Source organism: Pseudomonas sp. MMS21 TM103, from assembly GCF_022132145.1.
Classification (GTDB): domain Bacteria; phylum Pseudomonadota; class Gammaproteobacteria; order Pseudomonadales; family Pseudomonadaceae; genus Aquipseudomonas.
The window spans coordinates 598,046-617,319 of the sequence record NZ_JAJISP010000002.1 but is presented as its reverse complement, the minus strand read 5'-3'; the positions used below and the strand labels follow the sequence as shown (position 1 = coordinate 617,319).

At 62.0% G+C, this 19,274-nt stretch carries 15 protein-coding genes; 13 read left to right on the top strand and 2 right to left on the bottom strand.

The annotated features are described in order from the left end of the window. The first annotated feature begins 155 nt into the window (after positions 1-155). From LJY18_RS09860 to LJY18_RS09840, 5 genes are all read left to right on the top strand, one after another. Positions 156-2,189 carry an NADPH-dependent 2,4-dienoyl-CoA reductase gene (locus LJY18_RS09860; RefSeq protein WP_238041627.1) on the top strand — a complete coding sequence of 678 codons (2,034 nt, stop codon included), beginning with the start codon at positions 156-158 and terminating at the stop codon, positions 2,187-2,189. Positions 2,190-2,263: 74 nt separating this feature from the next. Next, positions 2,264-2,635 carry a nuclear transport factor 2 family protein gene (locus LJY18_RS09855; RefSeq protein WP_442964484.1) on the top strand — a complete coding sequence of 124 codons (372 nt, stop codon included), beginning with the start codon at positions 2,264-2,266 and terminating at the stop codon, positions 2,633-2,635. Positions 2,636-2,901: 266 nt separating this feature from the next. Then, a complete protein-coding gene (locus tag LJY18_RS09850) occupies positions 2,902-4,272 on the top strand; it encodes a chromosome partitioning protein ParA (RefSeq protein ID WP_238041625.1) in 1,371 nt (456 codons plus the stop codon). Positions 4,273-4,275: 3 nt separating this feature from the next. Further along, positions 4,276-5,220 (top strand): 1-aminocyclopropane-1-carboxylate deaminase/D-cysteine desulfhydrase, encoded by a 945-nt coding sequence (locus LJY18_RS09845; RefSeq protein WP_238041624.1) that lies wholly within the window; start codon positions 4,276-4,278, stop codon positions 5,218-5,220. Between the two features lie 69 nt (positions 5,221-5,289). Then, positions 5,290-6,399: a cyclic nucleotide-binding domain-containing protein gene (locus LJY18_RS09840; protein WP_238041623.1), complete on the top strand. Its 1,110-nt coding sequence runs from the start codon at positions 5,290-5,292 to the stop codon at positions 6,397-6,399. A gap of 50 nt (positions 6,400-6,449) precedes the next feature. Here the strand turns inward: LJY18_RS09840 and LJY18_RS09835 are convergent, their stop codons facing one another. Then, a complete protein-coding gene (locus LJY18_RS09835) occupies positions 6,450-7,409 on the bottom strand; it encodes a DUF1853 family protein (RefSeq protein ID WP_238041866.1) in 960 nt (319 codons plus the stop codon). Positions 7,410-7,551: 142 nt separating this feature from the next. Between LJY18_RS09835 and LJY18_RS09830 the strand changes: the two genes are divergently transcribed. From LJY18_RS09830 to LJY18_RS09795, 8 genes are all read left to right on the top strand, one after another. Continuing rightward, the gene (locus LJY18_RS09830; RefSeq protein ID WP_238041622.1) at positions 7,552-8,442 is read left to right on the top strand and encodes an NAD(+) kinase; all 891 of its coding nucleotides are present in this window, start codon (positions 7,552-7,554) and stop codon (positions 8,440-8,442) included. Further along, positions 8,443-9,417 carry a metallophosphoesterase gene (locus LJY18_RS09825; protein WP_238041621.1) on the top strand — a complete coding sequence of 325 codons (975 nt, stop codon included), beginning with the start codon at positions 8,443-8,445 and terminating at the stop codon, positions 9,415-9,417. Continuing rightward, positions 9,414-10,274, top strand: coding sequence for a rhomboid family intramembrane serine protease (locus LJY18_RS09820; RefSeq protein WP_238041620.1), 861 nt, complete (start codon positions 9,414-9,416; stop codon positions 10,272-10,274). Before LJY18_RS09825 ends, LJY18_RS09820 begins: the two co-directional genes overlap by 4 nt. A 75-nt stretch (positions 10,275-10,349) precedes the next feature. Then, entirely contained in the window at positions 10,350-10,613 is a 264-nt protein-coding gene (locus tag LJY18_RS09815; RefSeq protein WP_238041619.1) for a YeaC family protein, read from the top strand. Next, a complete protein-coding gene (locus LJY18_RS09810; protein ID WP_238041618.1) occupies positions 10,613-11,449 on the top strand; it encodes a DUF2797 domain-containing protein in 837 nt (278 codons plus the stop codon). Before LJY18_RS09815 ends, LJY18_RS09810 begins: the two co-directional genes overlap by 1 nt. A 53-nt stretch (positions 11,450-11,502) precedes the next feature. After that, the gene (gene pepN / locus LJY18_RS09805; RefSeq protein ID WP_238041617.1) at positions 11,503-14,190 is read left to right on the top strand and encodes an aminopeptidase N; all 2,688 of its coding nucleotides are present in this window, start codon (positions 11,503-11,505) and stop codon (positions 14,188-14,190) included. A 580-nt stretch (positions 14,191-14,770) separates the two neighbouring features. Next, positions 14,771-15,850, top strand: a complete 1,080-nt coding sequence (locus LJY18_RS09800) for a WD40/YVTN/BNR-like repeat-containing protein (RefSeq protein WP_238041616.1) — start codon at positions 14,771-14,773, stop codon at positions 15,848-15,850. Between the two features lie 18 nt (positions 15,851-15,868). Then, positions 15,869-18,223 carry an efflux RND transporter permease subunit gene (locus LJY18_RS09795; RefSeq protein ID WP_238041615.1) on the top strand — a complete coding sequence of 785 codons (2,355 nt, stop codon included), beginning with the start codon at positions 15,869-15,871 and terminating at the stop codon, positions 18,221-18,223. A gap of 146 nt (positions 18,224-18,369) precedes the next feature. On the opposite strand, the gene LJY18_RS09790 is transcribed toward LJY18_RS09795, so the two are convergent. Next, a complete protein-coding gene (locus tag LJY18_RS09790) occupies positions 18,370-19,194 on the bottom strand; it encodes an SDR family oxidoreductase (RefSeq protein WP_238041614.1) in 825 nt (274 codons plus the stop codon). Positions 19,195-19,274: the final 80 nt, after the last annotated feature.

The window sequence follows — 19,274 nt, the reverse complement described above, 5'->3', positions numbered from 1 at the left end:
GCTGCCAAGAGGCAGAGTTAATTTTGATCATCATTTTGTAATTTTTGGTCATTGAGGCGCCGGGGCCGGCTCTTTATTGTCTGGTCCATACCGACCGTGGTCCAGTTGAGGCCGCGGCATTCCGTGAAATGCACACGCTCGATGTGGAGACTTCCATGACTGCACGCTATCCGAACCTGCTGGCCCCGCTGGATCTGGGCTTCACCACCCTGCGCAACCGCACCCTGATGGGCTCCATGCACACTGGTCTGGAAGAGAAGTCGGGTGGCTTCGAGCGCATGGCCGCCTATTTTGCCGAACGCGCCCGTGGCGGCGTCGGCCTGATGGTTACCGGCGGCATCGGCCCCAACGAGGAAGGGGGTGTTTACTCCGGGGCGGCCAAGCTGACCACCGCCGAAGAGGCGCAAAAGCACAGGGTCGTCACCCAGGCCGTGCATGAGGCGGGCGGCAAGATCTGCATGCAGATCCTGCATGCCGGGCGCTATGCCTACAGCCCCAAGTCGGTGGCGCCGAGTGCCATCCAGGCCCCGATCAATCCGTTCAAGCCCAAAGAGCTGGACGAAGAGGGCATCGAGAAGCAGATCCAGGACTTCGTCACCTGCTCGCTGCTGGCCCAGCAGGCCGAGTACGACGGCGTCGAGATCATGGGGTCGGAAGGTTACTTCATCAACCAGTTCCTGGCTGCCCACACCAACCACCGCAGCGACCGCTGGGGTGGCAGCTACGCCAACCGCATGCGCCTGGCGGTGGAGATCGTGCGCCGCGTGCGCGAGGCGGTGGGGGCGAACTTCATCATCATTTATCGCCTGTCGATGCTCGACCTGGTCGAAGGCGGCAGCAGCTGGGACGAGATCGTTTTGCTGGCCAAGGCCATCGAGCAGGCTGGTGCAACCCTGATCAATACCGGTATCGGCTGGCATGAGGCGCGCATTCCGACCATCGCCACCAAGGTGCCGCGTGCGGCCTTCACCAAGGTCACCGCCAAGCTGCGCGGCGAGGTCAAGATCCCGCTGATCACCACCAACCGCATCAATACCCCGGAAATTGCCGAGCAGGTGCTGGCCGAAGGCGACGCCGACATGGTCTCCATGGCCCGTCCGTTCCTCGCCGACCCGGAGTTCGTCAACAAGGCCGCCGCCGGCCGCGCAGACGAGATCAACACCTGCATCGGCTGCAATCAGGCCTGTCTGGACCATACCTTCGGCGGCAAGCTGACCAGTTGCCTGGTCAACCCGCGCGCCTGTCACGAGACCGAGCTCAATTACATTGCCACCACCCAGGTCAAGAAGATCGCCGTGGTGGGCGCCGGCCCTGCTGGCCTGGCAGCCGCCACCGTGGCCGCCGAGCGTGGCCACAGCGTGACCCTGTTCGACTCGGCCAGCGAGATCGGCGGCCAGTTCAACGTAGCCAAGCGCGTTCCGGGCAAGGAAGAGTTCTTCGAAACCCTGCGCTATTTCAAGCGCAAGCTGGAAACCACGGGCGTCGATCTGCACCTGAACACCCGGGTCAGTGCCGAGCAATTGGCCGAAGGCGGCTTCGACGAGGTCATCCTGGCTACCGGCATTGCCCCACGCACGCCGGCGATTAGCGGTGTGGATCACCCCAAGGTGATCAGCTACCTGGATGCCATCCTCGAGCGCAAGCCGGTTGGCCAGCAGGTCGCTGTGATCGGAGCCGGTGGTATCGGCTTCGACGTCTCCGAATTCATCACCCATCAGGGCGAGTCCACTAGCCTCAATCGCGAGGCATTCTGGAAGGAGTGGGGGATCGACACCCAGCTGCAAGCCCGTGGCGGGGTCGCCGGGATTCAGGCTCAGCCCCATGCCGCAGCGCGTCAGGTATTTCTGCTGCAGCGCAAGAAATCCAAGGTTGGCGACGGCCTGGGCAAGACCACCGGCTGGATTCACCGTGCCGGATTGAAGAACAAGAATGTGCAGATGGTCAATTCGGTCGAGTACCTCAAGGTCGATGACGAGGGGCTGCACATCCGTATTGGCGAGGGCGAACCGCAGGTACTGGCGGTCGATACCGTGATCCTGTGCGCCGGTCAGGACCCGCTGCGCGAGTTGCAGGACGGGCTGGTCGCGACCGGGCAAAGCGTGCACCTGATCGGCGGTGCCGATGTGGCTAGCGAGCTGGATGCCAAGCGGGCGATCGATCAGGGCTCGCGTCTGGCTGCGCAGCTATGACGAGCGCGCCGGACACGACGGCAGCGCTGGCCGTGCAACCGGCGGTGACCGAGGCGCTGGATAAATGGCATGCCATGATTGCTGCCGGTGATCTGAGTGCACTGCCAGCGCTGCTGCATCCGCAGACGGTATTTCGTTCGCCCATGGCCTTCAAGCCCTATCTGGGCGCTCCGCTGGTGACCTTGATTCTCGGCACGGTATTCAATGTCTTCGAGGACTTCCATTATCAGCGCCAACTGGCCAGCGTCGATGGCCTCGATGTGGTGCTGGAGTTCGCGGCCAAGGTGGCTGGACGTGAGCTTAAAGGTATCGATATGATCCGCTTCGATGAGCAGGGAAAGATTGTCGAGTTCGAGGTGATGATCCGGCCAATGAGCGGCTTGCAAGTGTTGGGCGATGAAATGGCCAGACGTTTGGCACCATTGCTGTCTGGTCAGGTGTCCTAGCCGATTGCACCAAACCCATCACAGTTTCGCTCTGCCGCCGGCTCGTTCGAGCTTGGCGGCCGAGCGACTGCCAACCCAGTCACATTGCTGGCGTCGGCTTTTCCCCTAAACTTGCCTGAACATAGGAATAGCGGCTGTATAGTGGGCTTCTTCTAACCTGTCAGGCATCTCGCGAAACCGTGGAAAACGGTTGTGAACAGAGCGTTCCTCTGATTGCTCATTACCTGCGTTAGCTGATTCCACCGTATTGGCCTAGAGGGAAACCGATGAGCATGCAGAACAAGCCGCAGATGGTTGAGGCCGTGATGTTCTTCAATGAGCGCGGTGGCGTCTGCAAACAGATGTTCTTTGCCGAGTTCGAGGCCTTGCTCGATGGCGTGGTCAACATGCCGGAGTTCGCCGATCAGCAGATGCGCATTGCCTATGTGGCGATCAATCCGCGCCTGTTGATCCGTGCTGTGGTGTTTTTCTATCTGGATTTCGACGAGAAAGGCGCGCCGGACTCGGGCTGGAATATTCCCCTGCAGCATCTGTCCGAGCGTGCCGGGCGTGGACCTGACCTTGGCGCCGGGCCGATTCGGCTGGCCTGCCGCAGTCAGTGCCCGGTTTCCTGGCACCAGATGCACCTGTGGGATCCGAACCTGGCGCCTGGGCACAATGACCTGGTGTTGCTGCGTGACGCGGTCAAGCGCAACAACCTGGGTTTGCTGGTCGAGGATGACAGCCCCCAGGCGATTGCGCCCGAGCGCCTGCACATGGCGTCGGAAGACAAGTGGTATGCGCCCGATGCGGCCGCGGAAGTGGCCAGTAGGGTCACCGAGACGATGGATCAGGAGCATCGTTTGAAGACCGCGCAGCTGATCAAGCAGCAGCGGTTGCGCATCAGCAGCCTGAGCCAGCAACACGAAGAGGAAGTGGCCAAGCTCAAGTTGGCTAATGAACAGCAAAGCGAAAGTCTCCAGGCGCAGGCAAGCGAGCTGCGTAAGGCATTGCGCCAACAACAGGAGTTGAATGCCACCCTTAAGGCGCAACTGGCAGCTCAAGCGGCCAGCATGCAGTCGTTCCGCGAGGAAATGACCGAGCAGATGCGCGAGCTGGAACGCCATGATCGGACCGAAAGCGAGATCCTGCGAGTCCAGTTCGAGAATGAACTGCAAGCCAAAATCGCCTCGGCGGTGGCCGAATACAAAGAGCAAGTCGCCATTCGCGATGTCGAACTCGCCTATCGCAATGAACAGGACGCGCAGACACACGAGGAGGTCGAGCGGCTCAAGCGTGAGCGCGACGAACTGGCCGGGCAGGGCGGCGAGCAGATTCTCGAGCGCCTGGCCACGCTCGGTGTGGTCTTCGTGGTCTATCACCCCGGCGCCGGACACCTGACCATCCCCTTGCAGGACATTGGCAGCTATCGTGACAACCCCATGGCCTATGCGGCGGCCAAATGTTTCGTTTCCGAAGTGCAGTACCGCCAGTGGCTGGCGCACTATCAGCAACCGAGTTGCGAGGCCACACTGCCCAGTGGCCAGCGTTGCGCCATCCCAATCGATCGGATCGACACGCCGAGCCGTTTCACTGTCGGCAATTCCAACTGCTGCGAGCGGCATAAGGCCGGTAGCCGCTTGCGCACCGTCGGTTAGGTTTTGCTCATTGACCCGGGCTGGGCGCCCAAGGCGCCGCTCGAGCCCTTGCACCTCGATTGGCTGGAGGCAGCCGATGTCGAACTGGCAGTGTTGCGCCTGGATCTGATCGATCCGCTGATCAGTGGCAACAAGTGGTTCAAGCTGGCGCCCTACCTTGAGGCGGCCTGCGCGAACGGCGCCGAGGGGTTGATCAGTCTCGGCGGCGCACATTCCAATCATCTGCACGCGCTGGCCGCTGCAGGAAAACGCTTCGACTTTCCCACGGTTGGTCTGCTCCGCGGCACGCCGCGGGACACGCCTACCGTGAACGATCTGCAGCGCTTCGGCATGCAGCTGCACTGGCTCGGCTATGGTGGCTATCGCGCCCGCCATCAGCCGGATTTCTGGGATCCCTGGCGTGAGCGCTATTGCAACCTGTATCCAGTGCCCGAGGGTGGCGGTGGGTTGCTGGGAGCCATGGGCTGTAGCGGGTTGGTGCAGCAGGTGCAGGAGCAGCTGAGCGCGCTCGGCTGGGCGGATTATCACGGCTGGTGGCTCGCTGCGGGCACGGGAACGACCCTGGCGGGCCTGGTGCTGGGCGAGGCCGGCGCTCATCCGGTCTATGGTGCCGTGGCGGTACCTGCCGATCATGGCGTGGCGCACAACGTGCGGGCGCTGCTCGACGAGGCGCGAGCCACGGATGGCGGCTATCAGTTGCTGGATGCCAGTCGTGGCGGTTTTGCCAAGGTCGATGCGGCGCTGCTGGAGTTTCTTCGGGTCAGCGAGGCGGCCAGTGGTCTGGCATTGGAGCCGCTGTATACCGCCAAGGCGCTAATGGCGTTGCGTCAGCGCGTCGAGGCCGGTTACTTTGAGCGCGGCAGTCGCCTGCTGTTCGTGCATACCGGCGGCTTGCAAGGACGTGCCTCGGCGTTGCGCCAGTATGAGGCGGAGCAACAGCGCTTGTGACTAAACGCTCGCAACGGCGCTGGCGATTTGCGCACCCTCCGAGTCTTGACCAGCGGAGCCTGGATATCCATGAGTGATCCCCTGAATCCCGCGCAGTTGCGCAGTTTTACGCCGCTCAATGTGCTCTCCGAACAGCAGTGGCGGGAGCTGCGCAGTCAGTTGGTACCGCGGCCGCTGCTGGCCGGGCAGCTGCTCTTTCGCCACGGCGACCGGGCGGGCCGGACCTACTACCTGCTTGCTGGGGAATTGCTGATGCAGACACCCGATGGCCAGCAGCAGCGTCTGGTCGCCGGCAGTGAGGCCAGCTGTCACCCGCTGTCGCCCAGCTTGCCGCGTTTGCATGAAGTGCGGGCCGCCACCGATGCCAGCCTGCTGGCGGTGGATACGGCAACGCTTGACCGGCTGCTGACCTGGCGCCTGGCCTACCAGGATTTGCTCCTCGAGCTGGGTCAGAACCATGCTGATGTGGAGTGGCTGGAGCGACTTCTGCAGAACCCCGTATTCGCCAAGGTACCGCCAAGCAATGTGCGCACCATGCTGGAGCGTTTGCAGCGCATCGAGCTGGCAGCGGGCACAACCCTGTTGTGTGAAGGGGAGTCAGGCGATTGCTGTTATTTCCTCGAAAGCGGTCGTGCCGAAGTGATTCGCGGCGCCGGTAGCGAGCAGCAGGTGCTGGCCGAGCTGGAGGTGGGCGCCTGCTTCGGTGAAGAGGCCTTGCTTGCCGACCGCCCGCGCAACGCCACGGTGACGCTGATCGAGGATGGCGTGGTGTTGCGCCTCGATCGTCAGGATTTCTTCTCGTTGCTCAAGTCTCCGGTGGTCGACGACGTTTCCCTGGGCGAAGCGGCGCGCCTGCTGGCGGCCGGCGCACAGTGGCTGGACGTGCGCCTGCAAGAGGAATACGAGCAGGCCCATGCATTGGAGTCACTGCATATGCCGTTGCAGCTGCTGCGGCTGAAGGCGCGACTGCTGGATAAGGCGCGCACCTATCTGTGCTATTGCGACAGTGGCAAGCGCAGCGCCAGTGCAGTGTTCTTGCTCGCGCAGCTGGGTTTCAACGCCTACGCCCTGCGCAATGGTCTGGATGTGTTGCCGGCGGTGCAGCGCGCTTCCCTGCTGTGCGAAAGCGGCTCGGGTTACCTGGCACGTTCCGGAGGACATACAGAGCGCAGCCGCTAATGGCGACTGACGTCTGGCTCGGTCTCAGTGGGTGAGGGATGTCCTCGGCGCTATTTTTCGGCGGTTTCGGTTATTGCTGACGGCCAGTTATCGCTGACCAGAAACACCCGCTCGAGCTCCTGCCAGTCACCCTGCGGGCTGGGCTGCAGCCTCACCAGTAATTGCGCCTTGGCCTGCGGCTGCAGTGCGTGCAGCCAGGCTTGCAGGGTTTCGGCCGACCACAGCTCGGTCCGGTCAATTCGTGCCGGCGCCAGCCAGGATGCGCGCGGTAACGGCTGCCAGCAGCCGTCGCTGTTCTGTGCGGCAAAACCTGGCCAGTCACGCCGGTGCAGCCAGCGGCCGGTCAAGTGCTGCGGGTTGGCCCCCAGAGGTGGCACGCAAGGTTTCGGCCAGGGGTAGAACAAGTACCCGCCGAGCCAGAGCGCGGCCTGGGCTGCGCACAGGTTGAGTTCCGCCAGCGCCGGGCGTGCCTCGCCGCGTGCTGACATGGGCAACTGGTGCTGGCTGAGATGCGCGAGCTTGATATCCAGGCGGTCATGGCAGCCCGGGCCGATCCAGTGGGCGAGTTCGGCGCCGCTCTGTCGTTGCGGGCCAAGATAGAGTTTGATCGCCAGTTCCAGGTGGTGCACGCCTTCCTCGTCGCGCAACAGCAAGTCGAGTTCGCCGAGGGTCTGTCCGTTTTGGCGGATCGGCAGGTTGGCCGCCAGCAATTCGATACCGGGGGCGGCGTGCAGGGCGAATTGCCAGAGACGCTCGTAATACAGGCCCAGGCGCCGCACCGAACTCTGCGCCAGCCAGTTCAGCAAACTGCCGGGGTCGCGGTCGAGGCTGATCAGCCAGTCGGCCAGCGTACTAGGCGCGCGGCCCCATGGGCTGGCGCTGAACGGGTGGCGTTGCGGCCATGGTAGGCTGCTGAACAGCGGCGGTGATAACAACACCCAGGCCAGATCCCGCACCGGGGGTTGGCGCAATTGCTGCTGCAGGTCGGTAAGCGCGGAAAAAGGCATCATCATTCGAGCATAGCGCCAAATCCTTGCGTGGCGGTGGTTGAACGTTGCCGGTTCGGCATGGCGCAAATGCCCCGAGTTTGCCGCTGCCGCAGGCTTTCGCCCATAATCGAGGCTCTCTAGATCCAGAGCCTGCGGGAGCACCATGGAGCAATTTCGAAATATCGGCATCATCGGCCGTCTGGGTAGCACCCAGGTGCTGGATACCGTGCGCCGGCTGAAGCGGTTTCTGATCGACCGTCACCTGCATGTGATTCTCGAAGACACCATCGCCGAAGTCCTGCCCGGTCATGGCTTGCAAACGTCCTCGCGGAAAATTCTTGGTGAGGTCTGCGACCTGGTCATCGTCGTCGGCGGCGACGGCAGCATGCTCGGTGCGGCCCGCGCTCTGGCGCGGCACAAGGTGCCGGTGCTGGGGGTAAACCGCGGCAGTCTGGGCTTTCTCACCGATATCCGTCCAGATGAACTGGAACTCAAGGTCGCCCAGGTGCTGGAAGGCAACTACCTGACCGAGAACCGATTCCTGCTGGAGGCCGAAGTGCGTCGTCATGGCGAAGCGATCGGTCAGGGCGATGCGCTCAACGACGTGGTGCTGCACCCGGGCAAGTCGACGCGGATGATCGAATTCGAGTTGTTCATCGATGGCCAGTTCGTCTGCAGTCAGAAGGCCGATGGCCTGATCGTCGCCACGCCGACCGGCTCCACTGCCTATGCGCTGTCCGCCGGCGGGCCAATCATGCACCCCAAGCTGGATGCCATGGTCATCGTGCCGATGTACCCGCATACCTTGTCCAGCCGGCCGATTGTGGTGGATGGCAACAGCGAGCTGAAAATCATCGTGTCCAAGGATATGCAGATCTACCCGCAGGTTTCCTGCGATGGCCAGAATCACTTCACCTGCGCCCCCGGCGACACCGTCACGGTAAGCAAGAAGCCGCAGAAGCTGTGCCTGATCCATCCGCTCGATCACAACTACTACGAGGTCTGCCGTGACAAGCTGGGTTGGGGCAGTCGGCTCGGGGGCGGGGGCGGCTGAATGCACCTCGATCCCGCCCGTGGCTACGACCTGATTGGCGACATTCACGGTTGTGCGCTGACCCTCGAACGCCTGCTCGATACCCTGGGTTATCGGCGCCGGGGCGGTGTCTGGCGACATCCGCGGCGCATGGCGATTTTTCTCGGTGATCTGGTCGATCGCGGTCCGCGTATCCGTGAAGCCCTGCATCTGGTCCATGACATGGTTCAGGCCGGCGAGGCGCTGTGCATCATGGGTAACCATGAATTCTATGCCCTCGGCTGGAGCACCCTGGCCGCCCCCGGCAGTGGTCAGCACTATGTGCGCGAGCACACACCGCGGCATGCACGGCTGATCAAGGAGACCCTGGAGCAGTTCGAGGCCTATCCCGCGGAATGGTCCGAGTTTCTTGCCTGGTTCTACCAGTTGCCGTTGTTCATCGATGCCGGGCATTTCCGTGTGGTGCATGCCTGCTGGGACGCCGACCTGATCGAGCCGCTACGCGCGCAGTTTCCCGACGCCTGCATCGACGAGCACTTTCTTCAGGCCTCGGCCGTGCCGGGTAGTTTTGCCAATACCGCCCTGGATCGCCTGCTGCGCGGTACCGACATGCGCCTGCCGCACGGGTTGACCTTGACCAGTGGCGAGGGTTTCACCCGGGCGCATTTTCGCACCAAGTTCTGGGAGGAAGATCCGCAGACTTACGGCGATATCGTCTTCCAGCCCGATGCCTTGCCGGTGCTGGCCGCGCAAACGCCGCTGAGCGAATTGCAAAAAAACGAGCTGCTGCGCTATGGCGCCGATCAGCCTCTGCTGTTCGTCGGTCACTATTGGCGCAGCGGTAAGCCGGCACCGATCCGTCCCAATCTGGCCTGTCTGGATTACAGCGCCGTATTGAACGGCAAGCTGGTGGCTTACCGGCTGGATCAGGAAGCACGCCTGGATCCGCACAAGTTCGTCTCGGTCGACGTGCAGCGCTCGCAGGCTCCGCGATGAGCCCAGTTGCCGTCTTGCGTCTGCCAATCCAGACCGATCTCACGGGCTTCATCGTCCTGTTGCGGCGCTTGCAGGTGCCGCACCGGGTCTCCGAAGAAGCCGGCGAACAGGTGTTGTGGGTGCCGAACGAATTGGCCGAGCAGGTGCACGAACTGTATGTGCGCTACCCGCAGGGCGATGCGGCGTTGCAGGCGCCAGCCTCGCCGCAGGCTGCCGCAGGGTTTGTCCAGCAGTTGCGCGACAGCCCGCTGACGGCTGGCATGCTCGGGCTGACCCTGCTGGTGGCCGCGCTGACCGCGCTGGGCGACAATTTCGCAGCGATCCGCTGGTTGAGCTTTGTCGATTTCCGCATTCAGGGCGATTACATCTATTTCAGTTACCTGAGTGAAATGCTCGAAACGCGGCAGTGGTGGCGCCTGATCACGCCGATGCTGATCCATTTCGGCCTGTTGCACCTGACGATGAATGCGCTCTGGTACTGGGTACTGGGGCGGCGTATCGAGGCGCGCCAGGGCCCGTGGATGCTGCTCGGGCTGACGCTGCTGTTCAGCCTGGCATCCAACCTTGCCCAGTACAGCTTTTCCGGTCCGGCCCTGTTTGGCGGCCTGTCCGGCGTGCTCTACGGCATGCTGGGACACTGCTGGCTGTTTCAGCTGCTGGCGCCGAATGCCGAGTATCGCCTGCCGCGGGGCGTGCTGGTGATGATGCTGGCCTGGCTGTTGATCTGCATGACTGGCATCTTCGAACTGCTGCAGTTTGGCGCGATTGCCAATGCCGCCCATGTCGGTGGATTGCTCGCCGGTTGCGCGACCGGTCTGCTCGGCGGCGCGCTGGCGCGTCGGCGTGCTGGCAGATGATTGCCCGGCCTGCGCCAGGCGCTCGCGAGCGCCCGCCGTAGCCGGTAAACTGCGGCTTTGTATTCGGAGGTATCCATGTCGTCCTTTCTCCAAGCAATAGAAAATATCACCCCGGAGATTCACCAGAGCCTGAAGTTGGCCCTGGAAATCGGAAAGTGGCCAGATGGTCGCAAGCTGACCCCGGAGCAAAAGGAACTGACTCTGCAGGCGCTGATCGCTTGGGAAGCGCGTAATCTCCCCGAAGACCAACGTATCGGCTACATGGGGGAGCAGGCCTGCGGCTCCAAGTCCGAGCCGGCACCAAACCTGCTATTCAAGTCTACGGATGCCCTGCACTGATGGCTGAGTTGGCACGCGGTGCCCTGAACAAGATGGCGGTGCGTCTGGATGCGCCTGTGCAGTACGCCTTTCGCCTGGACGATCAAGAGTTGGCGGTCAATCCATTGATCGGCAAGACCTTGCGCCTCGAGTACCTGGGCGCTATCCATTGCAGCCACTGCGGGCGCAAGACCAAGACCAGTTTCAGTCAGGGCTACTGCTACCCCTGCATGCAGAAGTTGGCGCAGTGCGATATCTGCATCATGAGCCCAGAACGCTGCCACTACGACGCCGGCACCTGTCGCGAACCGAGCTGGGGCGAGCAGTTCTGCATGACCGATCACGTGGTCTACCTGGCCAATTCCTCCGGCGTGAAGGTCGGTATCACTCGCGCCACGCAGATTCCGACACGCTGGATGGACCAGGGCGCGAGCCAGGCGTTGCCGATTTTGCGCGTGGCCACCCGTCAGCAGTCGGGCTTCGTCGAGGATCTGCTGCGCACACAGGTCGCGGACAAGACCAACTGGCGCGCCTTGCTCAAGGGCGATGCCGCGCCGGTCGACCTGCCGGCGATTCGAGATCAGCTGTTCGCCAGTTGCAGCGCGGGGCTTACCGAGTTGCAGCAGCGCTTCGGCATTCAGGCGATCCAGCCGCTGAACGATCAGCAGCCGGTGGATATCCGTTATCCGATCGAGGCCTACCCGGCCAAGATCAGCAGCTTCAACCTGGACAAGAACCCGCTTGCCGAAGGCACCCTGCTCGGCATCAAGGGCCAGTACCTGATGTTCGACACCGGCGTGATCAATATCCGCAAATACACCAGCTATCAGTTGGCCATCCACCAACTGGCCGTCTGACCACCACTTGCAGCTTGCGGCTTGACGCTTGCGGCTGCCTCGAAGAGGCCATCATGCGCACCGAACAACCGAAGATGATTTACCTCAAGGACTATCAGGCGCCGGACTACCTGATCGACGAGACGCACCTGACCTTCGAGTTGTTCGAGGATCACACGCTGGTGCATGCGCAGCTGGTGATGCGGCGCAATCCGGCCTGTGTGGCCGGCGACCCGGGCCGCGAGCTGCCGGCGCTGGTGCTCGACGGCCAGGAGCTGGAGCTGCTCAACCTGTCCCTCGATGGTGAAACGCTGGCTGCCGGCGATTACCAGCTCAGCGCCAGCCACCTGAGCCTGCAGCCCAAAAGTGCCAGTTTCGTCATCGACAGCAGCGTGCGCATTCACCCGGAGCGCAATACCGCCCTGGAGGGGTTGTACAAGTCCGGCAGCATGTTCTGCACCCAATGCGAGGCCGAGGGCTTCCGCAAGATCACTTACTACCTCGATCGCCCAGACGTGATGAGCAAGTTCACCACCACCCTGAGCGCCGAGCAACATCGCTACCCGGTGCTGTTGTCCAACGGCAACCCGATTGCCAGCGGCCCGGAAGATACTGCCCCTGGAAAGAGTGTTCGGCACTGGGCGACCTGGCAGGACCCATTCATGAAGCCGGCCTACCTGTTCGCCCTGGTCGCCGGCGACCTATGGTGCGTGGAGGACAGCTTCACCACCATGAGCGCGCGGGAAGTGGCGCTGCGCATCTATGTCGAGCCGGAAAACATCGACAAGTGCCAGCACGCCATGGACAGCCTGAAGAAGTCGATGAAGTGGGACGAGCAGGTCTATGGTCGCGAGTACGACCTGGACATCTTCATGATCGTCGCGGTCAACGACTTCAACATGGGCGCCATGGAGAACAAGGGCCTCAATATCTTCAACTCCAGCTGCGTGCTGGCCAAGGCCGAGACCGCCACCGACGCCGCCCACCAGCGGGTCGAGGCGGTGGTCGCCCACGAGTACTTTCACAACTGGTCGGGCAACCGGGTGACCTGTCGCGACTGGTTCCAGCTGTCGCTCAAGGAAGGCTTCACCGTGTTCCGCGACGCCGAGTTCAGCGCCGACATGAACTCGCGCACGGTCAAGCGCATCGAGGACGTGGCCTATCTGCGCACTCACCAGTTCGCCGAGGATGCCGGCCCCATGGCCCATCCGGTGCGGCCTGAGGCCTTCATGGAGATTTCCAACTTCTACACCCTGACCGTCTACGAGAAGGGCTCGGAAGTGGTGCGCATGATCCGCACCCTGGTCGGCACCGAGGGCTTCCGTCGGGGCAGCGACCTGTACTTCGAGCGCCACGATGGCCAGGCCGTGACCTGCGATGATTTCATCAAGGCCATGGAAGACGCCAATGGCGTCGACCTGAGCCAGTTCAAGCGCTGGTACAGTCAGGGCGGTACGCCGCGTTTGGCCGTCGGCGAGGCCTACGATGGCGCCGCCAAGACCTACAGCTTGACCTTCAGGCAGAGCTGCCCGCCGACGCCGGGGCAGAAGGACAAGCAGCCCTTTGTGATTCCCGTGGAGTTGGGCTTGCTCGGCGCGCAGGGTCAGGCCCTGCCGTTGCGCCTGCAAGGTGAAGCCGTCGCTGGCGTGGCGTCGCGGGTGATCTCGATTACGGAGGCCGAGCAGGTTGTGACCTTTGTCGATGTGGCCGAGCACCCGCTGCCTTCGTTGCTGCGCGGCTTCTCCGCGCCGGTCAAGCTGAGCTTCCCATACAGCCGCGATCAGTTGATGTTCCTCATGCAGCACGACTCCGACGGTTTCAACCGCTGGGAAGCCGGTCAGCAGTTGGCCGTGCAGGTGTTGCAGGAATTGATCGGCCAGCATCAGCGCGGCGAGACCTTGCAGCTCGATCAGCGCCTGGTCAGCGCCCTGCGCAGCGTACTGGAGAACGATCAGCTGGATCAGGCGATGGTCGCCGAACTGCTTTCGTTGCCGGGGGAGGCCTACCTCAGCGAAATCAGCGAAGTGGCCGATGTCGATGCCATCCATGGCGCCCGCGAATTCGCCCGCAAGCAACTGGCCGACGCCCTGTTCGATCTGCTTTGGCAGCGCTACCAGGCCAATCGCGAGCTTTCGCGCAGCACTGTGTATGTCGCCGAGGCCGAGCACTTTGCCCGGCGCAGCCTGCAGAACATTGCACTGTCCTACCTGATGCTCAGCGGCAAGCCCGAGGTGCTGGCGGTATGTCTGGAGCAATTGGAGGTGTGCGACAACATGACCGAGCGCCTGGCGGCTGTGGCCGTGCTGGTCAATTCGCCATTCGAGGAGGAAAAAGCCAAGGCGTTGGCCAGCTTCGCCGACTTCTTCAAGGACAACCCCTTGGTCATGGATCAGTGGTTCAGCGTGCAGGCGGCTTGCAGCCTGCCGGGCGCCTTGGCACGGGTGCAGCAACTGATGGAACACCCGGCCTTTACCCTGAAAAACCCGAACAAGGTGCGCGCCCTGATCGGGGCGTTCACCGGGCAGAACCCGGTCAATTTTCATCAGGTCGACGGCAGCGGCTATCGCTTCCTGGCCGATCAGGTGATTACCCTGAATGCCCTCAACCCGCAGATCGCCGCGCGGCTGCTCGGGCCGTTAACCCGCTGGGGTAAATACGACGACACTCGTCAGGCCTTGATGAAGGCCGAGTTGGAGAGAATTCTCGTGTCTGGCGAACTATCCAGCGATGTGTTCGAGGTGGTCAGCAAAAGCCTGGCCTGATACCTGCGTTGTCGGCCTTGGGCATATTGCCGGTCGCTGATCGGTAGTGTGTTCTTGCCAAATGGCGCATCAGCAGAGCTGCTGGGTTTGGCAGCTCTTTTCATGAACCGTGGGATCACTGCGGCGCACGCATGCAGGCTGCGCGAGCGCACGCGGTCCTGCGGTCTGGAGCAATTATCGATCCCTAGGCAGTCACTCGCCGCAGGCCGTTCACTCTGGATTCACCGGCGCGGCACAACGCTGGCGGGTTGTCGCTGCGCGCTGATCGGAACGCACTGCCCGCAGGCCGTGCACCCTGAGGCAAGCGCCATCGCCCTCAGTCAGCCGATTGCGGATCACGGTTATGTCCAATCGACGGCCCGGCGTCGTCGCCGCCCAGGTTGATGTTCGTGTAGTGTTGGCCAAAGGCCGCTACAGTGAAGGCGGGCTTTGTACATCAGTCAGTCGAATAAGCGTTCAATCACGTGGCCTGGCCTTAACAAAACATAACGTCACGCTGATTGTCAGGCCTTTCGAAAGCTCGCTAGCATAGGCGGTCTGTTAAAAAGCAGTACCACAATAACAACAAGGGGGAAGGTATATGAGTGAGCCCGTCAAGCGGCGCACCCAGGCCGGTCTGTTCAACGCACCGGCGTTGCGCTTCTACTCGCCGCTGGCTAAAGCGCTCTCGCTCTGCAGTGTGCTGTCCATGCTGATTTTCGCTGCCGCGCCATTGCAGGCACAAGCCGCCACCGATGCCGCTGTCCGTTACTCGATCGAATCGCCGAAAGCACTGGAAAAACTGCTGCTGGATGTCACCCGCGTTGGTCAGCGCCTGGTGGCCGTGGGTGATCGTGGTCATATCCTCTACTCCGACGACAACGCCGCCCGCTGGACCCAGGCCAAGGTACCGACCCGGCAGATGCTCACCGCGGTGTTCTTTGTCGATGACCAGCACGGTTGGGCGGTTGGCCACGACGCTCAGATTCTCGCCAGTAACGATGGTGGTGCTACCTGGGTCAAGCAGTTCGAGGACCTGAATCGCGAGGCGCCGTTGCTCGATGTCTGGTTCAAGGACCGTAACAACGGTTACGCCGTAGGTGCCTACGGCGCGCTGCTGGAAACCACCGACGGTGGGGCGAACTGGCAAGACGTCAGCGAGCGGATTGACAACGAAGATGGCTATCACCTGAACGCCATCGTCGCGGTCAAGGATGCGGGGCTGTTTATCGTTGGCGAACTGGGTGGCATGTTCCGTTCGGCCGATTGGGGGCAAACCTGGGAAACCATCCAGGGTCCCTATGAGGGCTCGTTGTTTGGCGCTCTTGGTACCAGCGAAGCCGGCAGCCTGCTGGTATTTGGTCTGCGTGGCCATCAGTTCCGCTCTGCCGATTTCGGGGATAGCTGGCAACGAATCGAGCTGAATACTCCAAATAACGGTCCGCTGGAGTTCGGCCTGGCCGGTGGCAGTCGACTTGCCGATGGCTCACTCGTGGTGGTTGGGCATGGCGGTACCGTGCTGAAAAGCAGCGATGACGGGCGCACCTTCAGTTTGCTCAATCGTGTCGACCGCCTCTCGCTGGCGGGTATCGCTGCACTGGATAACGGCAACCTGATTCTGGTGGGGCAGGGCGGCGTCCACGTCGCTTCGCCGACTGGCGCCGATCTGCGCCAACAATAATAAGCCGGGAGAGTTTGCATGAGTAAGCATCAACAACAACCTGCGTCTGTCCTCGAGCGGTTGATCTTCAACAATCGCCCGGCCGTCATTGTGCTGTGCCTGCTGATCAGTGTTTTTCTGTTCTATCAAGCGGCCCAGGTGCGCCCACAAACCAGCTTCGAGAAGATGATCCCGCTGGGCCATCCGTATATCCAGAAGATGCTCGAGCATCGCAATGACCTGGCAAACCTGGGTAATACCGTGCGCATCTCCGTGGAAGCGGTCGATGGCGACATCTTCACCAAGGAGTACATGGAGACGCTGCGTCAGATCAACGACGAAGTGTTCTATATTCCCGGTGCCGATCGTTCCGGCCTGAAATCGCTGTGGAGCCCGAGCGTACGCTGGACCGAGGTGACCGAAGAGGGCTTCGCCGGCGGCCCGGTGATTCCGCAGACCTACGACGGCTCCAGCGAAAGCCTGGAGGACTTGCGCAGCAATATCCTCAAGTCCGGGCAGGTCGGGCGGTTGGTAGCGAACAACTTCAAATCGAGCATCGTCGATGTGCCGCTGCTGGAGGCCTATCCAGACCCCGAGGATCAGAGCAAGCTGGTCCCGCTGGACTACCAGAAATTCTCCCACGAGTTGGAAGAGAAGATTCGCGATAAGTACCAGGCACAAAACCCCAATGTGAAAGTTCACGTCATCGGGTTTGCCAAGAAAGTGGGCGACCTGATCGATGGGCTGGTCGGCGTGGCCTTGTTCTTTGCCGTGGCCATTGCCATCACCTTCGCCCTGCTGTTGTGGTTCACCAAGTGCTTCAAGAGCACCATGGCGGTGGTCATAACCACCCTGATTGCGGTGATCTGGCAGCTGGGCTTGCTGCATACCCTGGGCTTCGGTCTGGATCCCTATTCGATGCTGGTGCCGTTTCTGGTCTTCGCCATCGGTATCTCCCATGGGGTGCAAAAGATCAACGGCATCGCCATTGCTTCGGGGGAGGCGACCAGTCCGTTGTCTGCTGCACGCATGGCGTTCCGCCAGCTGTTCATCCCCGGGTTGGTTGCCTTGCTGTCGGATGCGGTTGGCTTCATTACCTTGTTGCTGATCGATATCGGCGTGATCCGTGAGCTGGCCATCGGGGCGTCGATGGGTGTGGCGGTGATCATCCTGACCAACCTGATCCTGCTGCCAGTGATGATTTCCTACATCGGCATCAGCAAGAAGGCCGTCAGGATCAGCCGTGAAGATGCGGCCAAGGATCACCCGATCTGGCGTCTGATTTCCAACTTCGCCCACCCGATGGTGGCACCGGTGTCCGTGCTGATTGCGGTGGTGGCCCTGGCCGGTGGCGTCTGGTACGGCCAGAACCTGAAGATCGGTGACCTCGACCAGGGCGCGCCCGAGCTGCACCCGGACTCGCGCTACAACCTGGATAATGACTTCGTCATCCGCAACTACTCGACCAGCTCCGACGTGCTGGTGGTGATGGTCAAGACTGGCAAGGAAGGCTGTTCGACCTACCAGACCCTGTCGGCCATGGACGAACTGATGTGGACGATGGAAAACACCGCAGGCGTGCAGTCGGCCATCTCCATGGTCACTGTGTCCAAGCAGGTGATCAAGGGCATGAACGAGGGCAACCTGAAATGGGAAACCCTGTCGCGTAACCAGGATGTGCTGAATAACTCGATTGCGCGTGCCGACGGTCTGTACAACGCCGATTGCTCGGTAGCGCCGGTGCTGGTGTTCCTCAACGACCACAAGGCGGAAACCCTTGAGCGTGCGGTTGCAGTGGTCGAAGACTTCGCCAAGGAAACCAACAAGGAAGGCCTGGAGTTTATCCTGGCAGCCGGTAACGCCGGCATCGAAGCGGCCACCAACGAGGTGATCGCCGCGTCGGAGACCACCATGTTGGTAGCGGTCTATGTCGCCGTGAGCTTCATGTGCCTGCTGACCTTCCGCTCGATTGCCGCGACCCTTTGCGTGATTCTGCCGCTGGTGTTGACCTCGGTACTGGGCAACGCGCTGATGGCCTACATGGGCATCGGGGTCAAGGTGGCAACCCTGCCGGTAATCGCGCTGGGCGTCGGCATCGGTGTCGACTACGGCATCTATATCTACAGCCGTCTGGAGACCTACCTGCGTCAAGGACTGTCGCTGCAGGAGGCCTACTACCAGACCCTCAAGTCGACCGGTAAGGCCGTGCTGTTCACCGGTGTATGCCTGGCGATCGGCGTGGCGACCTGGATCTTCTCGGCGATCAAGTTTCAGGCCGATATGGGCCTGATGCTGACCTTCATGTTCCTCTGGAACATGATCGGCGCGATCTGGCTGCTGCCAGCTCTGGCACGCTTCCTGATCAACCCGGAGAAGCTGCGTAACAAGGCCTGATAGGCAGACGCAGCACAAAAAACCGCGGCCTCTGGGCCGCGGTTTTTTTATGTTCTGCGTATCGTCAGCGGCAAGATGCCCCCGCTGGCAGGGATCAAGGCAAGGCGCACTGGCAGTGTGCGTGAAGTTACCGCGGGGGACTGTGGTCAGTCGACAAACAGATCGGGGATCAGCGTGCCGCCCGCGGGATCGAAACGATACTGCTCGAACTCGCTTTGGCCCTGTTCGCGCAGGATTTCCTCGTCGATCAACAGGCGTCCGCTGATGCTGCGCCCGCTGCTGGCCAGGATGGCGTGGGCGGCGTCGGCCATGATCGCCGGGGTGCGCGCGCGTTTGAAGGCGTCGCGGCTGCCCAGCTCGAACTCGATGGCGGCGGTAGCGATCATGGTCTTGGGCCACAGTGAATTGACGCTGATGGCGTATTTCTTGAATTCCTCGCTCATGCCCAGGGTCAGCATGCTCATGCCGTACTTGGTGACGGTATAGGGGCCGTGCTGGGCGAACCACTTGCTGTCCATATTCAGCGGCGGCGACAGGTTGAGGATATGACCGTTGTTGCTCCGCTTGAGGTAGGGCAGGGCGGCCTGGCTGCAGACCATCACCGCGCGGGTGTTGATCTGGAACATCAGGTCGAAGCGCTTGGGCTCCAGGTGCTCGACGCCAGTCAGCTTGATTGCGCCGGCGTTATTGATCAGGCCATCGATTCCGCCAAAATGCTCGGCTGCCCTGAGCATGGCGGCCTTTACCGCAGCCTCGTCGCGCACGTCCAGTTGCACGGCCAGGGCCTTGCCGCCGGCGGCTTCGACCTCGGCGGCCACCGAATGGATGGTGCCCGGCAGCTTGGCATGGGGCTCGGCGCTTTTCGCCGCGATGACGATGTTGGCACCGTCGCGAGCGGCGCGCAGGGCGATCTCGCGGCCGATGCCACGGCTGGCGCCGGTGATGAACAGGGTTTTGCCTTGCAGTGACATGGTGTGGCTCCTGTGCATTGCGTAGGGGGTGCGGGGCCGCCTAGGCCGTGCGCACCGCGGGAATTTTGGTGCGCACGGCG

Coding starts and splice junctions, on each gene's coding strand:
- LJY18_RS09855 (WP_442964484.1), top strand. CDS start 2,264: ATGATTGCTGCCGGTGATCTGAGTGCACTGCCAGCGCTGCTGCATCCG.
- LJY18_RS09815 (WP_238041619.1), top strand. CDS start 10,350: ATGTCGTCCTTTCTCCAAGCAATAGAAAATATCACCCCGGAGATTCAC.
- LJY18_RS09800 (WP_238041616.1), top strand. CDS start 14,771: ATGAGTGAGCCCGTCAAGCGGCGCACCCAGGCCGGTCTGTTCAACGCA.
- LJY18_RS09830 (WP_238041622.1), top strand. CDS start 7,552: ATGGAGCAATTTCGAAATATCGGCATCATCGGCCGTCTGGGTAGCACC.
- LJY18_RS09790 (WP_238041614.1), bottom strand. CDS start 19,194: ATGTCACTGCAAGGCAAAACCCTGTTCATCACCGGCGCCAGCCGTGGC.
- LJY18_RS09840 (WP_238041623.1), top strand. CDS start 5,290: ATGAGTGATCCCCTGAATCCCGCGCAGTTGCGCAGTTTTACGCCGCTC.
- LJY18_RS09835 (WP_238041866.1), bottom strand. CDS start 7,409: ATGATGCCTTTTTCCGCGCTTACCGACCTGCAGCAGCAATTGCGCCAA.
- LJY18_RS09850 (WP_238041625.1), top strand. CDS start 2,902: ATGAGCATGCAGAACAAGCCGCAGATGGTTGAGGCCGTGATGTTCTTC.
- LJY18_RS09860 (WP_238041627.1), top strand. CDS start 156: ATGACTGCACGCTATCCGAACCTGCTGGCCCCGCTGGATCTGGGCTTC.
- pepN (WP_238041617.1), top strand. CDS start 11,503: ATGCGCACCGAACAACCGAAGATGATTTACCTCAAGGACTATCAGGCG.
- LJY18_RS09810 (WP_238041618.1), top strand. CDS start 10,613: ATGGCTGAGTTGGCACGCGGTGCCCTGAACAAGATGGCGGTGCGTCTG.
- LJY18_RS09795 (WP_238041615.1), top strand. CDS start 15,869: ATGAGTAAGCATCAACAACAACCTGCGTCTGTCCTCGAGCGGTTGATC.
- LJY18_RS09825 (WP_238041621.1), top strand. CDS start 8,443: ATGCACCTCGATCCCGCCCGTGGCTACGACCTGATTGGCGACATTCAC.
- LJY18_RS09820 (WP_238041620.1), top strand. CDS start 9,414: ATGAGCCCAGTTGCCGTCTTGCGTCTGCCAATCCAGACCGATCTCACG.